At 70.5% G+C, this 16,663-nt stretch carries 12 protein-coding genes; 7 read left to right on the forward strand and 5 right to left on the reverse strand.

What is annotated here, in order from left to right:
- Positions 1-35: 35 nt before the first annotated feature.
- The 3 genes from mmsB to chvE are packed head-to-tail and all read right to left on the reverse strand — an operon-like array spanning position 36 to position 4,008.
- On the reverse strand, positions 36-1,283 hold the full coding sequence (gene mmsB, locus G3I41_RS21060) for a multiple monosaccharide ABC transporter permease (protein ID WP_164401948.1): 1,248 nt from the start codon (positions 1,281-1,283) through the stop codon (positions 36-38).
- Positions 1,280-2,851 (reverse strand): multiple monosaccharide ABC transporter ATP-binding protein, encoded by a 1,572-nt coding sequence (mmsA, locus tag G3I41_RS21065; protein ID WP_164401970.1) that lies wholly within the window; start codon positions 2,849-2,851, stop codon positions 1,280-1,282. The genes mmsB and mmsA overlap by 4 nt, the downstream gene beginning before the upstream one ends.
- Positions 2,852-2,898: 47 nt before the next feature.
- On the reverse strand, positions 2,899-4,008 hold the full coding sequence (chvE, locus tag G3I41_RS21070; protein WP_164401949.1) for a multiple monosaccharide ABC transporter substrate-binding protein: 1,110 nt from the start codon (positions 4,006-4,008) through the stop codon (positions 2,899-2,901).
- A gap of 318 nt (positions 4,009-4,326) precedes the next feature.
- Between chvE and araB the strand changes: the two genes are divergently transcribed.
- Genes araB through araD form a run of 3 tightly spaced genes read left to right on the forward strand, consistent with a single transcriptional unit; the run spans position 4,327 to position 8,342 of the window.
- Positions 4,327-6,033: a ribulokinase gene (gene araB, locus G3I41_RS21075; RefSeq protein WP_164401950.1), complete on the forward strand. Its 1,707-nt coding sequence runs from the start codon at positions 4,327-4,329 to the stop codon at positions 6,031-6,033.
- 51 nt (positions 6,034-6,084) lie between these two features.
- A complete protein-coding gene (gene araA / locus G3I41_RS21080; RefSeq protein ID WP_164401951.1) occupies positions 6,085-7,593 on the forward strand; it encodes an L-arabinose isomerase in 1,509 nt (502 codons plus the stop codon).
- A 35-nt stretch (positions 7,594-7,628) separates the two neighbouring features.
- Positions 7,629-8,342 carry an L-ribulose-5-phosphate 4-epimerase AraD gene (gene araD, locus G3I41_RS21085; RefSeq protein WP_343242196.1) on the forward strand — a complete coding sequence of 238 codons (714 nt, stop codon included), beginning with the start codon at positions 7,629-7,631 and terminating at the stop codon, positions 8,340-8,342.
- A gap of 98 nt (positions 8,343-8,440) precedes the next feature.
- Here araD and G3I41_RS21090 read toward each other — a convergent pair whose 3' ends face one another.
- Positions 8,441-9,481, reverse strand: coding sequence for a LacI family DNA-binding transcriptional regulator (locus tag G3I41_RS21090; RefSeq protein WP_203601423.1), 1,041 nt, complete (start codon positions 9,479-9,481; stop codon positions 8,441-8,443).
- Positions 9,482-9,817: 336 nt separating this feature from the next.
- Here G3I41_RS21090 and G3I41_RS21095 point away from each other — a divergent pair, with 336 nt between their 5' ends.
- The 4 genes from G3I41_RS21095 (at position 9,818) to yjfF (ending at position 14,367) form a co-directional block, all read left to right on the forward strand.
- Entirely contained in the window at positions 9,818-10,768 is a 951-nt protein-coding gene (locus G3I41_RS21095; RefSeq protein WP_164401971.1) for an ABC transporter substrate-binding protein, read from the forward strand.
- A gap of 67 nt (positions 10,769-10,835) precedes the next feature.
- Positions 10,836-12,383 (forward strand): sugar ABC transporter ATP-binding protein, encoded by a 1,548-nt coding sequence (locus tag G3I41_RS21100; protein WP_164401954.1) that lies wholly within the window; start codon positions 10,836-10,838, stop codon positions 12,381-12,383.
- The gene (locus G3I41_RS21105; RefSeq protein ID WP_164401955.1) at positions 12,380-13,387 is read left to right on the forward strand and encodes an ABC transporter permease; all 1,008 of its coding nucleotides are present in this window, start codon (positions 12,380-12,382) and stop codon (positions 13,385-13,387) included. Before G3I41_RS21100 ends, G3I41_RS21105 begins: the two co-directional genes overlap by 4 nt.
- A complete protein-coding gene (yjfF, locus tag G3I41_RS21110) occupies positions 13,384-14,367 on the forward strand; it encodes a galactofuranose ABC transporter, permease protein YjfF (RefSeq protein ID WP_164401956.1) in 984 nt (327 codons plus the stop codon). The genes G3I41_RS21105 and yjfF overlap by 4 nt, the downstream gene beginning before the upstream one ends.
- A gap of 93 nt (positions 14,368-14,460) precedes the next feature.
- Here yjfF and G3I41_RS21115 read toward each other — a convergent pair whose 3' ends face one another.
- Entirely contained in the window at positions 14,461-16,599 is a 2,139-nt protein-coding gene (locus G3I41_RS21115) for a M4 family metallopeptidase (RefSeq protein ID WP_164401957.1), read from the reverse strand.
- Positions 16,600-16,663 lie beyond the last annotated feature (64 nt).

Consider the following 16,663-nt stretch of genomic DNA (forward strand, 5'->3'; position numbering starts at 1 on the left):
ACCGAACCGGCGGGCACAGCCGCGTCAGGGGCGGGTCAGGCGCCCGCCCTCCGCTTGTTCCACACGTCGAAGCCGACCGCCGCGAGCAGCACCAGGCCCTTGATGACCTGCTGCCAGTCGGTCCCGACCCCGACCAGGTTCATGCCGTTGTTGAGCACACCGAGGACCAGTCCGCCGATGATGGCTCCCAGGACGGTGCCCACACCGCCGCTCATCGACGCCCCGCCGATGAACGCGGCCGCGATGGCCTCCAGTTCGAAGTTCACCCCCGCCTTCGGGGAGGCCGCGTTGAAGCGCGCCGCGAAGACCAGACCGGCCAGCGCGGCGAGCATCCCCATGTTGAGGAAGACCGCGAAGGTCACCTTCCGGTCCTTGACCCCGGACAGCTTCGCGGCGGGCAGGTTGCCGCCGATCGCGTACACGTGGCGCCCGATCACCGCGTTGCGCATCACGTAGCCGAAGCCGACCAGCAGCACCGCCAGGATCAGCAGCACCACCGGCGCCCCCTTGTAGCTCGCCAGCAGCAGCGTCGTGACCAGCACGGCGGCGACCAGAGCCGTCACCTTCAGCGCGAACAGGCCCGTCGGCAGGGTCTCCAGCGTGAACTCGCGCTGCCGCCGCCGGTCCCGCAGCTCCTGGAACACCACGTACGCCGCCAGCCCCAGGCCCAGCACCAGCGTGATGTTGTGGTAGTTCGTCTCCGGCCCCACCTCGGGCAGGAAGCCGTTGGCGACCCGCTGCATGCCCTCCGGGAACGGGCCGAGCGTCTGGCCCTTGAGGAAGATCTCCGTCAGCCCCCGGAACAGCAGCATGCCCGCGAGCGTCACGATGAACGACGGGATGCCGACGTACGCGATGAAGAAGCCCTGGAGCGCCCCCGCGACGGCTCCGAGCAGCAGGGTGAGGACCACGGCGACCGGCCAGGCCAGATGGTGCTCGACCATGAGCACCGCCCCGACGCCTCCGACCAGCGCCATCAGGGAGCCCACCGACAGGTCGATGTGCCCGGCGATGATGACGATCATCATGCCGATGGCCAGGATCAGGATGTAGCTGTTCTGGAGCACCAGGTTGGAGACGTTGCGCGGGAGCAGCAGGTCGCCCCCCGTCCAGACCTGGAACAGGAGCACGATCAGGCCGAGCGCGAAGAGCATGCCGTACTGGCGCATGTTCCGCCGCACGCCGTCCAGAAGGACCCGGACGACCGGGGCGGCCGTCGGCGGTGAACCTCCCTGGCCGGAGGGCGGGGTGGCCTTCGTGTGGGTGCTGACGTCGGTGCTCATGCCTGCTGTCCTTCGGTGGGGGTGGTGCCCGCGGTGGCCACCGGTGGTACGGGGGTGTCCCGGGTCATGTGCCGCATCAGCACTTCCTGCGTGGCGTCCTCACGGGCGACCTCGCCGGTCAGCCGGCCGGCGGCCATGGTGTACACGCGGTCGCACATGCCGAGCAGCTCGGGCAGCTCGGAGGAGATGAAGAGGACCGCCTTGCCCTCGGCGGCGAGCCGGTCGATCACGGTGTAGATCTCGAACTTGGCGCCCACGTCCACGCCGCGTGTGGGCTCGTCCAGGATGAGGACGTCCGGACCGGTGAGGATCCACTTGCTGAGGACGACCTTCTGCTGGTTGCCCCCGGAGAGCCGGCCGACCGGTTCCAGGACGTTCGGCGTCTTGATGTTCATGGTCCGCCGGTACCGCTCGGCCACCTTGCGTTCCTCGTGGCCGTCCACCACACCCCGGCGGGCGAGGGAGCCGAGCGAGGCGAGCGAGATGTTGCGGCCCACCGAGTCCCCGAGATCGAGGCCGTAGTGCTTGCGGTCCTCGGTGACGTACGCGATGCCGTGGCCGACCGCCTCGGGCACCGTACGGGTGCGCACCTCGCGGCCGTCCCTGAGGACGGAGCCCCGCTCGTAGTGCCCGTACGAGCGCCCGAAGACGCTCATCGCGAGCTCGGTCCGGCCGGCGCCCATGAGCCCGGCGATGCCCACGATCTCGCCGCGCCGGACCTGGAGCGAGACCCCGTCGACCACCTTGCGGGCGCGGTCGAGCGGGTGGCGCACCGTCCAGTCCCTGACCTCCAGGGCGGGCCGGGTGTCGGTCTCGCCGGTGTACGGGGTGCGGTCGGGGAAGCGGCTGTCGAGGTCCCGGCCCACCATGCCGCGGATGATGCGCTCCTCGGTGGTGGCCGGGTCGTTGACGTCCAGGGTCTCGATGGACCGCCCGTCGCGCAGGATGGTGACGGAGTCGGCGATCCGGGCGATCTCGTTCAGCTTGTGCGAGATGATGATCGAGGTGATGCCCTGGTCCTTCAGCTCCCGCATCAGCCGCAGCAGCTTCGCGCTGTCCTCGTCGTTGAGCGCGGCGGTGGGCTCGTCCAGGATCAGCAGCCGGACGTCCTTCGCCAGCGCCTTCGCGATCTCCACCAACTGCTGCTTGCCCACGCCGATGTCGGCGACCCGCGTCTCCGGATGGTCGTCCAGACCGACCCGCTTGAGCAGCGCGGACGCGCGGCGCAGCGACTCGCGCCAGTCGATGATCCCGCGCCGGGCCGGCTCGTTGCCCAGGAAGACGTTCTCGGCGATCGACAGATGCGGGACGAGCGCGAGTTCCTGGTGGATGATGACGATCCCGCGCCGTTCGCTGGCCCGGATGTCCTTGAAGCGGCACGGTTCGCCGTCGAGGAGGATCTCACCCTCGTACGAGCCGTGCGGGTGGACGCCGGAAAGCACCTTCATGAGCGTCGACTTGCCGGCACCGTTCTCGCCGCACAGGGCGTGCACCTCGCCGCGCCGCACGGACAGGGTCACCTCGGAGAGCGCCCGGACTCCGGGGAACGTCTTGACGATGGACCGCATTTCGAGGACGGGGCCGGGGGCGGCGGGGGCTTCGGGGGCGGCGGGGCTCACCCGAGCTCCTTGGCGTCGATGTAGCCGGAGTCGACCAGGACCTTCCGGTAGTTCGCCTTGTCGACGCTGACCGGGTCGAGCAGGAAGGCGGGCACGACCTTCTTGCCGTTGTCGTACGTGGACTCGTCGTTGACCTCGGGCTTCTTGCCGTTCAGTACCGCGGTCACCATGTCCGCCGCGACCTGGGCCAGGGCGCGGGTGTCCTTGTAGACGGTCTGGGTCTGCTGGCCCGCGATGATCGACTTCACGGACGCGACCTCCGCGTCCTGACCGGTGACGACCGGGAGCGGCTTGGACTTGCTCCCGTAGTCGTCGGACTTCAGGGCGGACAGGATGCCGATGGAGATGCCGTCGTACGGGGAGAGCACCGCGTCGACGTGCGCGGAGGAGTACGAGGAGGTCAGCAGGTCGTCCATGCGCTTCTGCGCGGTCCCGCCGTCCCAGCGCAGCGTGGTCACCTGGTTGAGCCGGGTCTGCTGGGAGCGCACGACCAGCTGCTTCTTGTCGAAGTAGGGCTTCAGCACCTTCATGGCGCCGTTGAAGAAGTACTTGGTGTTGTTGTCGTCGTTGGACCCGGCGAACAGCTCGATGTTGAACGGGCCCTTCTTCGCGCCGCCCTTCAGTCCGAGCTTGTCGACGATGTACGTGGCCTGGAGCTCGCCGACCTTCTCGTTGTCGAAGGAGGCGTAGTAGTCGACGTGCGGCGAGCCCAGGATGAGCCGGTCGTACGAGATCACGGGGATGTCGGCGTCCGCGGCCTGCTGGAGGACGTTGGACAGGGCCTCGCCGTTGATGGCGGCCACGACGAGCGCGTCGACGCCCTGCGTGATCATGTTCTCGATCTGGGCGACCTGCTGGTCGGGGTCGTCCTCCCCGTACTGGAGCGTGGTGGCGAAGCCGGCCTTCTTCAGGCTCGCGGTCATGTTCTTGCCGTCGGCGATCCACCGCTCGGAGGACTTGGTCGGCATGGCGATGCCGATGGTGACGTCCTTCTTGTCCTTCTTCTCCTGGCTTCCTCCCGCGCTGTCCTGTCCGCAGGCGGTGAGGAGCAGGGCGCAGCCGGTGGTCACCGCCACGAGGGCGGACGCGGCTCGGAAGTTCTTCATGGGCATGACCTGACAATCCCGTCGTCGCGGCGGCCTGGGTGAAGCTCGATTGTTAGCGCTCGCATCAAGGGGGTGCAAGGGTCCCCGGCGTCTTTTCTTGCGCCGGGGTGCGGTCGTAACCGGAGGAAAGGGAGGTAATCGTGGCGCATCCCGCAGGTTCCGCGTGTGGATTGTGTGATGCGCGGAGACGGGTGTGACCGCCGATTCGATCAGGGGTCACAAAAGTGCACGCAGCCCTTGCCTCCAAGGATTGTGAGCGCTAACAATCAACGGGGGTCCGTTGCCGCCCCGCCCACCCCAGACGAGAGAGACCGCATCGTGACGCCACACGCCTCTTCCGACCCCGTCGACCCGCACCTCCCCGACGCCTGCACGGTCGGAGTGGACTTCGGCACCCTGTCCGGGCGCGCCGTGGTGGTCAGGGTGCGGGACGGCGCCGAACTCGGCTCGGCGGTCCACGACTACCGCCACGCCGTCATCGAGGACCGCCTCCCGCTCACGGGCGTACCGCTGCCCCCCGACTGGGCGTTGCAGCACCCCGAGGACTGGCGCGACGTACTCCGTACCGCGGTCCCGGCGGCGGTCGAGGCCGCCGGGGTCGACCCGGCCCGCATCATCGGCATCGCCACCGACTTCACCGCCTGCACGGTCCTGCCGGCCACCGCGGAGGGCGTCCCGCTCGCCCTGCTGCCCGAGTGGTCCGACCACCCGCACGCCTGGCCGAAGCTGTGGAAGCACCACGCCGCGCAGGAGCAGGCCGACCGCATCAACGCCCTCGCGCACGACCGGGGCGAGAAGTGGATCAGCCGGTACGGCGGCAAGATCTCATCCGAGTGGCAGTTCGCCAAGGCCCTCCAGGTGCTGGAGGAGGATCCCGAGGTCTACGCCGCCTGCGCGCGCTGGATCGAGGCGGCCGACTGGATCGTCTGGCAGCTCACCGGCGCCGAATCGCGCAACACCTGCACCGCCGGCTACAAGGGCATCCACCAGGACGGCGCCTACCCCTCGCCCGATTTCCTCTCCCGGCTCCACCCGGAGTTCGCGGACTTCCCCGCCACCCGCCTGGAGCACCCGCTGTCGGCGCTGGGCTCCCGCGTCGGCGGCCTGAGCGGCCGCGCCGCGGCCTGGACCGGTCTGCCCGAGGGCATCGCCGTGGCCGCGGGCAACGTCGACGCGCACGTGGCGGCCCCCGCCGCCGGAGCCGTCGAGAACGGCCGGCTGCTCGCCATCATGGGCACCTCCACCTGCCACGTGCTCAACGGCGCCACCCTCGCCGACGTCCCCGGCATCTGCGGGGTCGTCGAGGGCGGCGTCGTGGAAGGCGCCTACGGCTACGAGGCCGGGCAGAGCGCGGTCGGTGACATCTTCGCCTGGTGGCTCCGGCAGGGCGTACCGGACGACTACCGCACCGAGGCGAGGGACGCGGGGGAGGACCTGCACCAGCTCCTGACCCGCAAGGCCGCCGGACAGCCGGTCGGCGCGCACGGCCTGGTCGCCCTGGACTGGATGAACGGCAACCGCTCCACCCTGGTCGACCACCACCTCTCCGGGGTCGTCGCGGGGCTCACCCTCGACACCCGCCCCGAGGACGTCTACCTCGCCCTGCTCGAATCCACCGCGTACGGCAACCGGGTCATCGTGGAGGCGTTCGAGGCCGGCGGGATTCCGGTCGAGGAGTTCATCGTCACCGGCGGGCTAAAGAAGAACGCCCTGCTCATGCAGATCTACGCCGACGTCCTGCGCCGCCCCGTCTCCCTCGGCACCTCCGAGCAGGGGCCCGCGCTCGGCTCGGCCATCCACGCCGCCGTGGCCGCGGGCGCGCACCCGGACGTCCGGACCGCCGCCGCCGCGATGGGGAGCGTCCAGCGGCACGCGTACACCCCGGACCCCGGCCGGGCGGACGCCTACGACGCGCTGTTCGCCGAATACCGCGCCCTCCACGACCACTTCGGCACCGGCGCCGATCTCCTCCTGCACCGTCTGCGCCGGATCCGCAACGCCGCGCGCACCGCCACCGCGGGCTGACCTGCCCAGGCCCGGACCCTTCTTTCCAGCACGACGAGGAGCACACCCGACATGACGCTCGCCCAGCCCGACCGCGAGATCTGGTTTCTCACCGGCAGCCAGTCCCTCTACGGCGACGAGACCCTGGCCCAGGTCGCCGACCAGTCACGGGTCATCCGCGACACCCTCGCGGACCAGCCGCAGATGACGGTGCGCGTGGTCTGGAAGCCCGTCCTCACCGACGCGGCCGCCATCCGCAGGGTCTGTCTCGACGCGAACGCCGACGACCGGTGCATCGGCCTCATCGCCTGGATGCACACCTTCTCCCCGGCCAAGATGTGGATCGCCGGCCTCGACGCCCTGCGCAAACCGCTGCTGCACCTGCACACCCAGGCCAACCGCCAACTGCCCTGGTCCACCATCGACATGGACTTCATGAACCTGAACCAGGCCGCCCACGGCGACCGCGAGTTCGGTTTCGTGCAGACCCGCCTCGGCGTCCCCCGCAAGACCGTCGCCGGCCACGTCACCACCCCCGAGGTGGTCGACCGCATCGCCGGCTGGGCGCGCGCCGCCGTGGGCCGCGCCGAACTCGCCGGCCTCAGACTCGCCCGCTTCGGCGACAACATGCGCGACGTCGCCGTCACCGAGGGCGACAAGGTCGAGGCCCAGCTGCGCTTCGGGGTCTCGGTCAACACCTACGGCGTCAACGACCTCGTCACCGCCGTGGACGCCGCCGACGAGACCACCGTCACCGCGCTCGTCAAGGAGTACCAGGACCTCTACGCCCTCGCTCCCGAGCTGCGGCCGGGCGGCGAGCGCCACGAGTCCCTGCGCTACGCCGCCCGCATCGAAGCCGGTCTGCGCGCCTTCCTCACCGAGGGCGGCTTCCGCGCCTTCACCACCAACTTCGAGGACCTCGGCGGCCTGCGCCAGCTGCCCGGGCTCGCCGTCCAGCGCCTGATGGCCGACGGCTACGGCTTCGGCGGCGAGGGCGACTGGAAGACCTCCGTCCTGCTGCGCACGCTCAAGGCCATGGCGCACGGGCTGCCCGGCGGCACGTCGTTCATGGAGGACTACACCTACGACCTCACGCCCGGCCAGGAACTCATCCTCGGTGCCCACATGCTGGAGGTCTGCCCCACGCTCACCACGGCGACCCCCAGCTGCGAGATCCACCCGCTCTCCATCGGTGGCCGGGAGGACCCGGTCCGGCTGGTCTTCGACGCGGCCCCCGGCCCCGCCGTGGTCGTCGGGCTCGCGGACATGGGCGACCGCTTCCGGCTCGTCGCCAACCACATCGACGTCGTCACCCCGCCGGAGCCGCTGCCAGCGCTGCCGGTGGCCCGCGCCGTGTGGCGGCCCACCCCCGACCTGCGCACCTCCACCGAGGCATGGCTGACGGCCGGAGCACCGCACCACACCGTCCTCACCACCGCACTCGGCGGCGAGGAGCTGGAGGACCTCGCCGAGATGCTGCGCACCGAACTCGCCGTCATCGACCGGGACACCACCATCCGGAGCTTCACCCGCGAACTGCGCTGGAACCAGGCGTACCACCGGCTGGCCCAGAGCCTGTGACCGCCGCCGACACCTCCACCAGGACGGAGCCCTCCGTGACCGGGACCGTATCGGAAGAACTGCGCCGGGACGTACTCGAAGCCAACCTCCGCATCCCCCGGGCCGGGCTCGCCACCCTCACCTGGGGCAATGTGAGCGGTGTCGACCGGGAGGCCGGCGTCTTCGTCATCAAGCCGTCCGGGGTCCCCTACGACGCGCTGGGCGCCGACGACCTCGTCGTCGTCTCCCTCGCCGACGGAAGCGTCGTGGAGGGCCGGCTCCGCCCCTCGACCGACACCGAGACCCACCGCAGCCTCTACCTCGCCTTCCCCTCGATCGGCGGGGTGACCCACACCCACTCCACCCACGCCGTCGCCTTCGCCCAGGCCCGACGAGCGATTCCGGTGCTCGGAACGACCCACGCCGACACCTTCAACGGGCCCGTGCCGGTCACCGCCGCGCTGACGCCCGAGCAGTGTGCCGAGGACTACGAGTACAACACCGGGCAGGTCATCGTGGACCTCCTGGAGCGCGACGACGACCGGGCCGGAGAGGTGCCCGGCGCCCTGGTCGCCCACCACGGCCCGTTCACCTGGGGCGCCGACGCGACCAAGTCCCTGGAGCACGCGATCATCTGCGAGGCGGTCGCCGAGATGGCCCTGCACACCATCGCCCTGGGCGCGGTGGAGCCCCCGCCCCACCTGCTGGACCGCCACTTCACCCGCAAACACGGCCCGGACGCCTACTACGGCAACCCCGGAGCCGCGTGACCACCGCACATCACGCCTGCCAGGGCCTCGCACACCGTGTGCGGGGCCCTTGGCACCGGTAGCCGCACGCCCCCGGGCACGGCCTGCCGGTGGCCCGGTCAGCCGCCGGCGGGCGCCCGCACGCTCTCCCGGCGGACGAGCTCCGGGGTGATGACGGGCTGCGCGCCCTTCGTCTCGGCACCGTTCATCAGGCCGAGCAGGAGGTCGAGCGTCGTGGTGGCGACCGCGCCGAAGTCCTGGCGCACGGTGGTCAGCGGCGGCGAGTAGAACGCCGACTCGGGCACGTCGTCGAACCCGATGATGCTCACCTGGTCCGGGACCGAACGCCCCCGCTCGGTCATGGCGCGCAGGGCGCCGAGGGCCTGGTGGTCGTTGGCCGCGAAGACCGCGGTGACCTCGGGCATCCTGGCCAGCATCTGCCCCGCCCGGTACCCGGACGCGGCGGACCAGTCGCCCGTGCTGACCGGAGGCACCTCCGCCCCGGCCTCCTGCAGCGCCCGGCGCCAGCCGCGGATGCGGCCCGCCGCGTCGAACCAGTCCGGCGGGCCCGAGATGTGCCACACCGTCTCGTGGCCCGCCTCCAGCAGGTGCTTCGTGGCCTCGTAGGCGCCCTGCTCCTGGTCCACGGACACCATCGGCGCCCCGCGCTCGGGGTCGCCGTCGACGGTGACCAGGGGCACCTCGGCGGGCACCCCGGCCAGCGCGGCGTCGGCCGAGGCGGTGGGCGCGATGACCACGATCCCGGCCACGCGCTCGTCGCGGTGGCGCTCGACGGCGGCGGTGATCGAGGACTGCCCCAGCTCGGGCACCCGGTGCACGCTGACCGCGAAGCCCTGGCGGGCGGCGGCGATCTCGAACGCGGCCAGGAGCGAGGAGGGTCCGTACAGCGTGGAGTTCTGGGCGATCACGCCGATCAGCTGCGAGCGCCCCGTCACCAGGGCGCGCGCGGCACGGTTGGGCCGGTAGCCCAGCTCCTTCACCGCGGCGAGCACCCGCAGCCGGGTCTGCTCGCGCACGTTGGGGTGGCTGTTGAGTACCCGGGACACCGTCTGATGCGACACGCCCGCGAGCCGCGCGACATCGGTCATCGCCGGTACCCGCACCACCGGACTCGTCGCCGTGGCGTCCTCCACACCCATCTCCTCCTGACGGTGACCGCCCCGCCCCGCTTGTCGGCGGGGGCCGCGGGTGATCCGCAATGAACGTTCAATCTACGCCCGGCCAAGGTACGGCCCCCGCGGCGCGGGCTCCACCGCCCCCCGGAGGCCGGTCCTCAGCCGCCGGCCCCCTCATAGTGAGCGTTAACAGTCTCGTCCACAACAAGTGCGCGCCGATGCCGAATTGTGGTTCCCCCAGGGGTTGACGCGGTAAATGTTAGCGCTCACTGTTGACGCCCGTGGCCCCCGATCGCAGAGGTCGGCGGCAGGGACGCACGGTTCACGATGGAGGACGACGCTGTGTTCAAGAAAATTGCCATGGTCGGCTGCGCGCTGGCGCTGGCCACGCTGACAGCCTGCGGGAGCGGCGACGGCGGCGGGTCCAAGTCGTCCGGCGGCGGCAAGCTGGTCATGGGCTTCGCCCAGGTGGGCGCGGAGAGCGGCTGGCGCACCGCCAACACCAAGTCGGTACGGGAGTCGGCCAAGAGCGCCGGCATCGAGCTGAAGTTCTCCGACGCGCAGCAGAAGCAGGAGAACCAGATCAAGGCCATCCGCTCCTACATCCAGCAGAAGGTCGACGTGATCGCCTTCAGCCCGGTGGTGGAGACGGGCTGGGACGCCGTCCTGCTGGAGGCCAAGCGCGCGAAGATCCCGGTGATCCTCACCGACCGCGCCGTCGACTCCGAGGACACCTCCCTCTACAAGACGTTCCTCGGCTCCGACTTCGTCGAGGAGGGCCGCAAGGCGGGCACGTGGCTGACCGAGAACGCGAACGGTCCGGCCAAGGTCGCGGAGATCCAGGGCACCACCGGCGCCGCCCCGGCCATCGACCGGCAGAAGGGCTTCAAGGAGGCCATCGCCGGAAAGTCCGACATCAAGATCGTGGCCTCGCAGAGCGGTGACTTCACCCGGGCGGGCGGCAAGCAGGTCATGGAGGCACTGCTGAAGTCGCACCCCGACATCAACGTCGTGTACTCCCACAACGACGACATGGGCCTCGGCGCCATCGAGGCGATCAAGGCGGCCGGCAAGAAGCCCGGCACCGACATCAAGATCATCACCGTGGACGCGGTCAAGGCCGGCATGCAGGCCCTCGCGGACGGCGAGATCAACTACATCGTGGAGTGCAACCCCCTCCTCGGCGACCAGCTGATGGACCTGGCCAAGAAGGTCGTCAAGGGCGAGAAGGTCCCGGAGCGCGTCGTCACCGAGGAGACCGCCTTCACCTCGGAGCAGGCGGCGAAGGTCCTCAAGGACCGGAAGTACTGACAGGCGCCGCGGCCCCGCCACCGGGACGGGTGGCGGGGCCGCTCCCCCCTTGACGAAAGCACGGGTCATGACCGATTCCCCAGCGGCCGGCGCCAGCCCGGTCGTCGACATGCGCGGTATCACCGTCGAGTTCGCCGGCGTCAAGGCGCTCGCCGGCGTCGACTTCCGCCTGTTCCCCGGTGAGGTGCACGCACTCATGGGTGAGAACGGCGCGGGCAAGTCCACCCTGATCAAAGCCCTCACCGGGGTCCACCGGCCGGTGGCCGGCACCATCCGGCTGAACGACGAGCCGGTCGAGTTCACCACCCCCGGCCAGGCCCAGGACGCCGGGATCAGCACCGTCTACCAGGAGGTCAACCTCTGCCCGAACCTGTCGGTGGCCGAGAACATCCTGCTCGGCCACGAACCGCGCAGACTGGGCGCCATCGACGGCCGGGCCATGCGGGCCCGCGCCGCCGGACTCCTGGCCCGGATCGGTCTGACCATCGATCCCGGCTCCGTACTGAGCAGCCATTCCATCGCCGTGCAGCAACTGGTGGCGATAGCCAGGGCGCTGGTCGTGGACGCCCGGGTGCTCGTGCTGGACGAGCCGACCTCCAGCCTCGACAGCGACGAGGTCGAGGAGCTGTTCCGCATCGTGCGCGTGCTGCGGGACGAGGGCGTGGCGATCCTCTTCGTCTCGCACTTCCTGGACCAGGTCTACGAGCTGTCGGACCGGATGACCGTGCTGCGCAACGGCACGCTGGTGGGGGAGTACCTGCCGCAGGACCTCGATCGCATGGCGCTGGTGTCGGCGATGCTGGGCCGTGAGCTCGGCGTGCTGTCCGAGGTCGAGCGCCGCTCGGAGGAACGGGCACCGGGCAGCGCCCCGGTCCTGGTCGCCCGCGGCCTCGGCCGGGCCGGCGCGATCGAGCCGTTCGACCTGGACATCCACGAGGGCGAGGTCGTCGGCCTCGCCGGGCTGCTGGGGTCCGGCCGGACCGAACTCGCGCGGCTGCTGTGCGGCGCCGACCGCGCCGACAAGGGCACCCTCGCGGTGGACGGCGAGACGGTACGGGTCCGGGGGCCGCGGTCCCTCATCGCGAAGGGGATCGCCTTCTGCTCCGAGGACCGCAAGGCGGAAGGCGTCGTCGCCGATCTGAGCGTCCGCGACAACCTGATCCTCGCCACCCAGGCGTCCCGGGGCTGGGCGCGGCCGGTGCCCCGGCGCACCGCCGAGGCGATGGTGGCCGAGTACATCGAGCGGCTGGACATCCGCCCGGCCGACCCCGACGCCGTGATGGGCAACCTCTCCGGCGGCAACCAGCAGAAGGTGCTGCTGGCCCGGTGGCTGGTGACCCGGCCCCGGCTCCTCATCCTGGACGAGCCCACCCGGGGCATCGACGTCGGGGCCAAGGCACAGATTCAGAAGGTGGTCGCCGAACTGGCGGCCGAGGGCATGGCGGTGCTGTTCATCTCCGCCGAACTGGAGGAGGTGGTACGGGTGTCCGACCGGGTCGTGGTCCTGCGGGACCGGCACAAGGTGGCCGAACTGTCCGGCGGTGACGTCTCCGTGGACGCCGTCATGTCGGCCATCGCGGCCGACGCCCACGCGGAAGCGGCGGTGGCCTCGTGATCCGCGGACGTCTGCTCTGGCCGCTCGTCGCACTGGCCGGCCTGCTCCTGCTCAACGTCTTCTTCACGCACTCCTTCTTCGCGCTGCGCATCCAGGACGGCCACCTGTACGGCAGCCTGGTGGACATCCTCCGCAACGGCGCCCCGACCATGCTCATCGCCGTGGGCATGACCCTGGTCATCGCCACCCGGGGCATCGACCTGTCCGTGGGCGCGGTCGCCGCGATCGCCGGAGCGATCGGCTGCACCTGGATCGCCGACGGCGGAGACGTGCCGACCGCGATCCTCGTCGCCCTGGCCGTATGCGTGCTGCTCGGTCTGTGGAACGGCTTCCTGGTCTCCGTGCTCGGCATCCAGCCGATCATCGCGACCCTCGTCCTGATGACGGCCGGACGCGGTGGCGCGATGCTGCTCACGGAAGGCCAGATCGTCACCGTCGACAGCTCCGCGTACCGGCAGATCGGGGCCGGCTTCCTCGTCCTGCCGATCGCCATCCTGATCAGCCTCGCGGTCCTCGGCGGCGTCGCCCTGCTGACCCGTCGCACGGCCCTCGGCATGCTGATCGAGGCGGTGGGCGCCAACCCCGAGGCCAGCAAGCTCGCCGGGGTCCGCTCCCGCACGATCACCTGGACCGTGTACGTCTTCGCCGCGTTCTGCGCCGGTGTGGCCGGACTGATGATCAGCTCCAACGTCAGCGCCGCCGACGCCAACAACGCAGGTCTGTGGATCGAGATGGACGCCATCCTCGCGGTCGTCATCGGCGGCACCTCGCTCGCCGGCGGCCGCTACTCGCTGGGCGGCACCCTCGTCGGAGCGCTCGTCATCCAGACGCTGACGACGACCGTCTACTCCATCGGCGTGCCCACCAACGTCACCCTGCTGTTCAAGGCGGTCGTGGTGATCGCCGTGTGCCTGCTGCAGTCCCCGCGCACCGCGCGGCTCATCGGCGGCCGGCGCAAGCCCCCCGTAACCGCACCCCAGACCCAGAAGGTGGCCGCCGGATGAGCACATCGGCCCTCGCGTCCGTACGACCGCGCCTTCCCCAGCGATTCCTGCCCGTCGTCGCCACCGTCGTGGTGTTCGCGGTGACCTTCGGCATCGGCTCGGTCCGCTACCAGGACTTCGCCTCCGGCCAGGTCGTCGCCAACCTCTTCATCGACAACGCCTTCCTCATCGTGCTCGCCGTCGGCATGACCTTCGTCATCCTCACCGGCGGCATCGACCTCTCCGTGGGCGCCGTCGCCGCACTGTCCACCATGATCGCCGCCTCCACCCTCCGGGCGGGCTGGCCGGTCCTGCTGTCCGTCCTCGCCGTGCTCGTCTCCGGGACCGTCCTCGGCCTGCTGATGGGCCTGGTCATCCACTACTTCGACGTCCAGCCGTTCATCGTCACCCTGGCCGGGATGTTCCTGGCCCGGGGGCTGTGCTTCCTGATCAGCGTCGAGTCGGTGTCCATCACCAACACCTCCTTCCGCGACTTCGCCACCGGCACGATCGAGCTGCCCGGCGACGTCACGGTCACCTACAGCGTGCTCGTCGCCCTGGCCGTGGTGGCGGCGGCGGTGTACGTCCTCCACCTCACCCGCTTCGGCCGCACGGTGTACGCGGTCGGCGGCAGCGAGACCTCGGCGCGGCTGATGGGCCTGCCCACCACGAGGGTCAAGGTCGGCGTCTACGCGGTGAGCGGCTTCTGCTCCGCTCTGGGCGGCCTGCTGTTCGCGCTGTACATGCTCTCCGGCTACGGCCTGCACGCGGTCGGCATGGAGCTGGACGTCATCGCCGCCGTGGTCATCGGCGGCACCCTGCTGGCCGGCGGGGTCGGCTATGTGGCCGGTTCGACGGCGGGCGTCCTGGTGCTCGGCACCGTGCAGGCACTGATCTCCTTCGAGGGCACCCTCAGCTCCTGGTGGACCAAGATCGTCATCGGCGCCCTGCTGCTGGCCTTCATCGTCCTCCAGCGAGTCATCGTGCGGCGGCCCCGGTAACCGGTGCCGCCGCGCCGCCCCGGTCGGACGCCCCGAGCGGCGAGGTGCTCCTGCCCCGGGCGGGGCAGGAGCACAGGTGGTGAGCGGTTCCGGTCAGCCGATGGCGATCTCGTCGACCAGGAAGATGGTCGACAGGTAGGTGTCCTCGGTGCCGGCGAACTCCAGCTTCACCGTCCGGCCCTTGTAGGCGGACAGGTCGACGGTCCGCTGGACGTAGCCCGCGCTCGCGTTCGCGTTGGAGTAGGTGGCCAGCGTGGTGCCGTCGACCCTGACCCTGAGGGTGTCGTAGGCGACGGAGCCCAACTCCTGGGTGCTGACCTTCAGCCAGAACGTGAGCTTCGGGGTGCCGGTGGAGGGAACCGCGACGTCCGACTGGGAGAGGGACTCGATGGCGTTGGTGCCGTAGCCCATCATCCAGGCGTAGTGGGAGCCGCCGCGCGCGGACTGCAGAGTCGAGGCGGTGATGATGTCGTCGCTCTGGGTCCAGCCGCTGGTGCCCTGCTCGAAGCCGCCGTTGGCCAGCGCGTTCCCGTTGGGAGGGGTGGGGGTGGGCGTGGGCGTGGGCGTGCCGGTCCCGGGGTCGGGCAGCGCGGTACCGACGCTGACAGCCGCCCATGCCTTGGAGACGAGGTACCGCTCCTGCGAGTCGGCACCGTACAGGTCGGCGGCGGCCTGCAGGGTGGCGGTGCGGGCGCCGGCGTAGTTGGTGGTGGACGTCATGTAGGTGGACAGCGCGCGGTACCAGACGGCGGCGGCCTTCTCCTTGCCGATGCCCGTGAAGGTGTCGTTGTTGCAGGTGGTTCCGTTGTGCGAGCGTCCTCCGATGGTCTTCGCCCCGGTGCCCTCGGCGGCCAGGTAGAAGAAGTGGTTGCCGATGCCGGAGGAGTAGTGGACGTCGGCCGAACCGGCACCGGAGGTCCAGCAGGACAGCGAGGCGCCGTCGGTGGAGGGGTTGTCCATCCGGCGCATGTATCCGCCCGACATGTTGAGCTTCTCGCCGATGTAGTAGTCGCCCGGATCGCCGGAGTTCCCGGCGTAGAACTCGACCATGGTGCCGAAGATGTCGCTGGTGGCCTCGTTGAGACCACCCGACTCACCGGAGTAGTTGAGGTTGGCCGTGGCGGCGGTCACGCCGTGGCTCATCTCGTGGCCGGCCACGTCGAGCGCGGTGACCGGGGTGCTGCCGTTCTGCGAGGAGCCGTCGCCGAAGAACATGCAGAAGCAGTCGTCGTCGTAGAACGCGTTCAGCAGACCGGTGTCCACGTGCACGTAGGCGGGGGCTCCGCGTCCGTCGTTGCGGATGCCGGAGCGGTTGAAGGAGCTCTTGTAGTAGTCCCAGGTCTTCGCCAGGCCGTAGGAGGCGTCCACGGCGGCGCTCTCACGGCTGGACGTGGTGCCGTTGCCCCAGGAGTTGGTGGCCTTGGAGAAGGTCCGGGCGTTCTGCTTCGGGTTCGTCTGCGGGCTGTTGTACGAGTCGTAGACGATCGTGCCGCCGTGCGCGGGGTCGGTGAGGGTGTAGGTGCTGCCGGACTGGGTGGTGTCGAGGGAGACCTGGCCCGCGGTGACGCCGTTGCCGGTGCCCGTGGTGCTCTGGCGCAGCTCGTACTGGGCCAGCGGAGCGCCGCTGGTGGCGTCGACGATCACCGCCTCCCGGGACGCCGGACCGGTCTCGCCCGCACCGGTGACCGTCGACCGATAGGCGAGGACGGGCACCTTGCCGACCGCGTACACCACGAGGGTGCTGGTGTCCGCGCCCTTGGACTTCGGGTTCTTCACGTGCTTGGCGTGCTTCACGGCCGCGGCCGAGGCGGCGGCCGCCGTCAGTTTCGGTGAGGTGCCGGGGACCCGGACCGGACCCCGGTGCGCCAGGTCCGAGCCGGTGATTCTGCCGTCCGCGGTGAGGTGGACCACCAGGTCGCCGCCTATCACGGACAGACCCTTGTAGGTGCGGTCGTAGCGCACGTGCCGGGCGCCGTCGGTGTCGAGCAGTACGTCCTTGGCCACCAGGTGCTCGGCGGAGCCAAGGCCGAGCTCGCGGGCGGTGGCGGCGGCATTCCGGTCGGCCGTGCGTATCGCCTCGTCGCGCGACTCGGCCGACATCGCCCGGAATCCGGCACCGGGGCGGGCGGCGGAGCTGTCGGCGGCCGCGGTGGACTGGGTGGCCAACAGGTTCACCGAGCCCAGGGCGAGGGCGGCCGCGACTCCGGCTGCCAGCGCGTTCTTGCGGTTCATCGTGATCCTTCCGCAGAGCCGTGTCGGGGAAATGCCGCAGGACGTCATCTGGGGTGCGGGGGGC

It is taken from the genome of Streptomyces sp. SID9727 (assembly GCF_010550605.1).
Taxonomy (GTDB): Bacteria; Actinomycetota; Actinomycetes; order Streptomycetales; family Streptomycetaceae; genus Streptomyces.

Excerpts from the sequence above, each read along its gene's own strand:
- mmsB (WP_164401948.1), bottom strand. The coding sequence starts at position 1,283 with ATGAGCACCGACGTCAGCACCCACACGAAGGCCACCCCGCCCTCCGGC.
- G3I41_RS21090 (WP_203601423.1), bottom strand. The coding sequence starts at position 9,481 with ATGGGTGTGGAGGACGCCACGGCGACGAGTCCGGTGGTGCGGGTACCG.
- chvE (WP_164401949.1), bottom strand. The coding sequence starts at position 4,008 with ATGAAGAACTTCCGAGCCGCGTCCGCCCTCGTGGCGGTGACCACCGGC.
- araA (WP_164401951.1), top strand. The coding sequence starts at position 6,085 with ATGACGCTCGCCCAGCCCGACCGCGAGATCTGGTTTCTCACCGGCAGC.
- G3I41_RS21100 (WP_164401954.1), top strand. The coding sequence starts at position 10,836 with ATGACCGATTCCCCAGCGGCCGGCGCCAGCCCGGTCGTCGACATGCGC.
- G3I41_RS21115 (WP_164401957.1), bottom strand. The coding sequence starts at position 16,599 with ATGAACCGCAAGAACGCGCTGGCAGCCGGAGTCGCGGCCGCCCTCGCC.
- yjfF (WP_164401956.1), top strand. The coding sequence starts at position 13,384 with ATGAGCACATCGGCCCTCGCGTCCGTACGACCGCGCCTTCCCCAGCGA.
- mmsA (WP_164401970.1), bottom strand. The coding sequence starts at position 2,851 with ATGCGGTCCATCGTCAAGACGTTCCCCGGAGTCCGGGCGCTCTCCGAG.
- G3I41_RS21095 (WP_164401971.1), top strand. The coding sequence starts at position 9,818 with ATGGTCGGCTGCGCGCTGGCGCTGGCCACGCTGACAGCCTGCGGGAGC.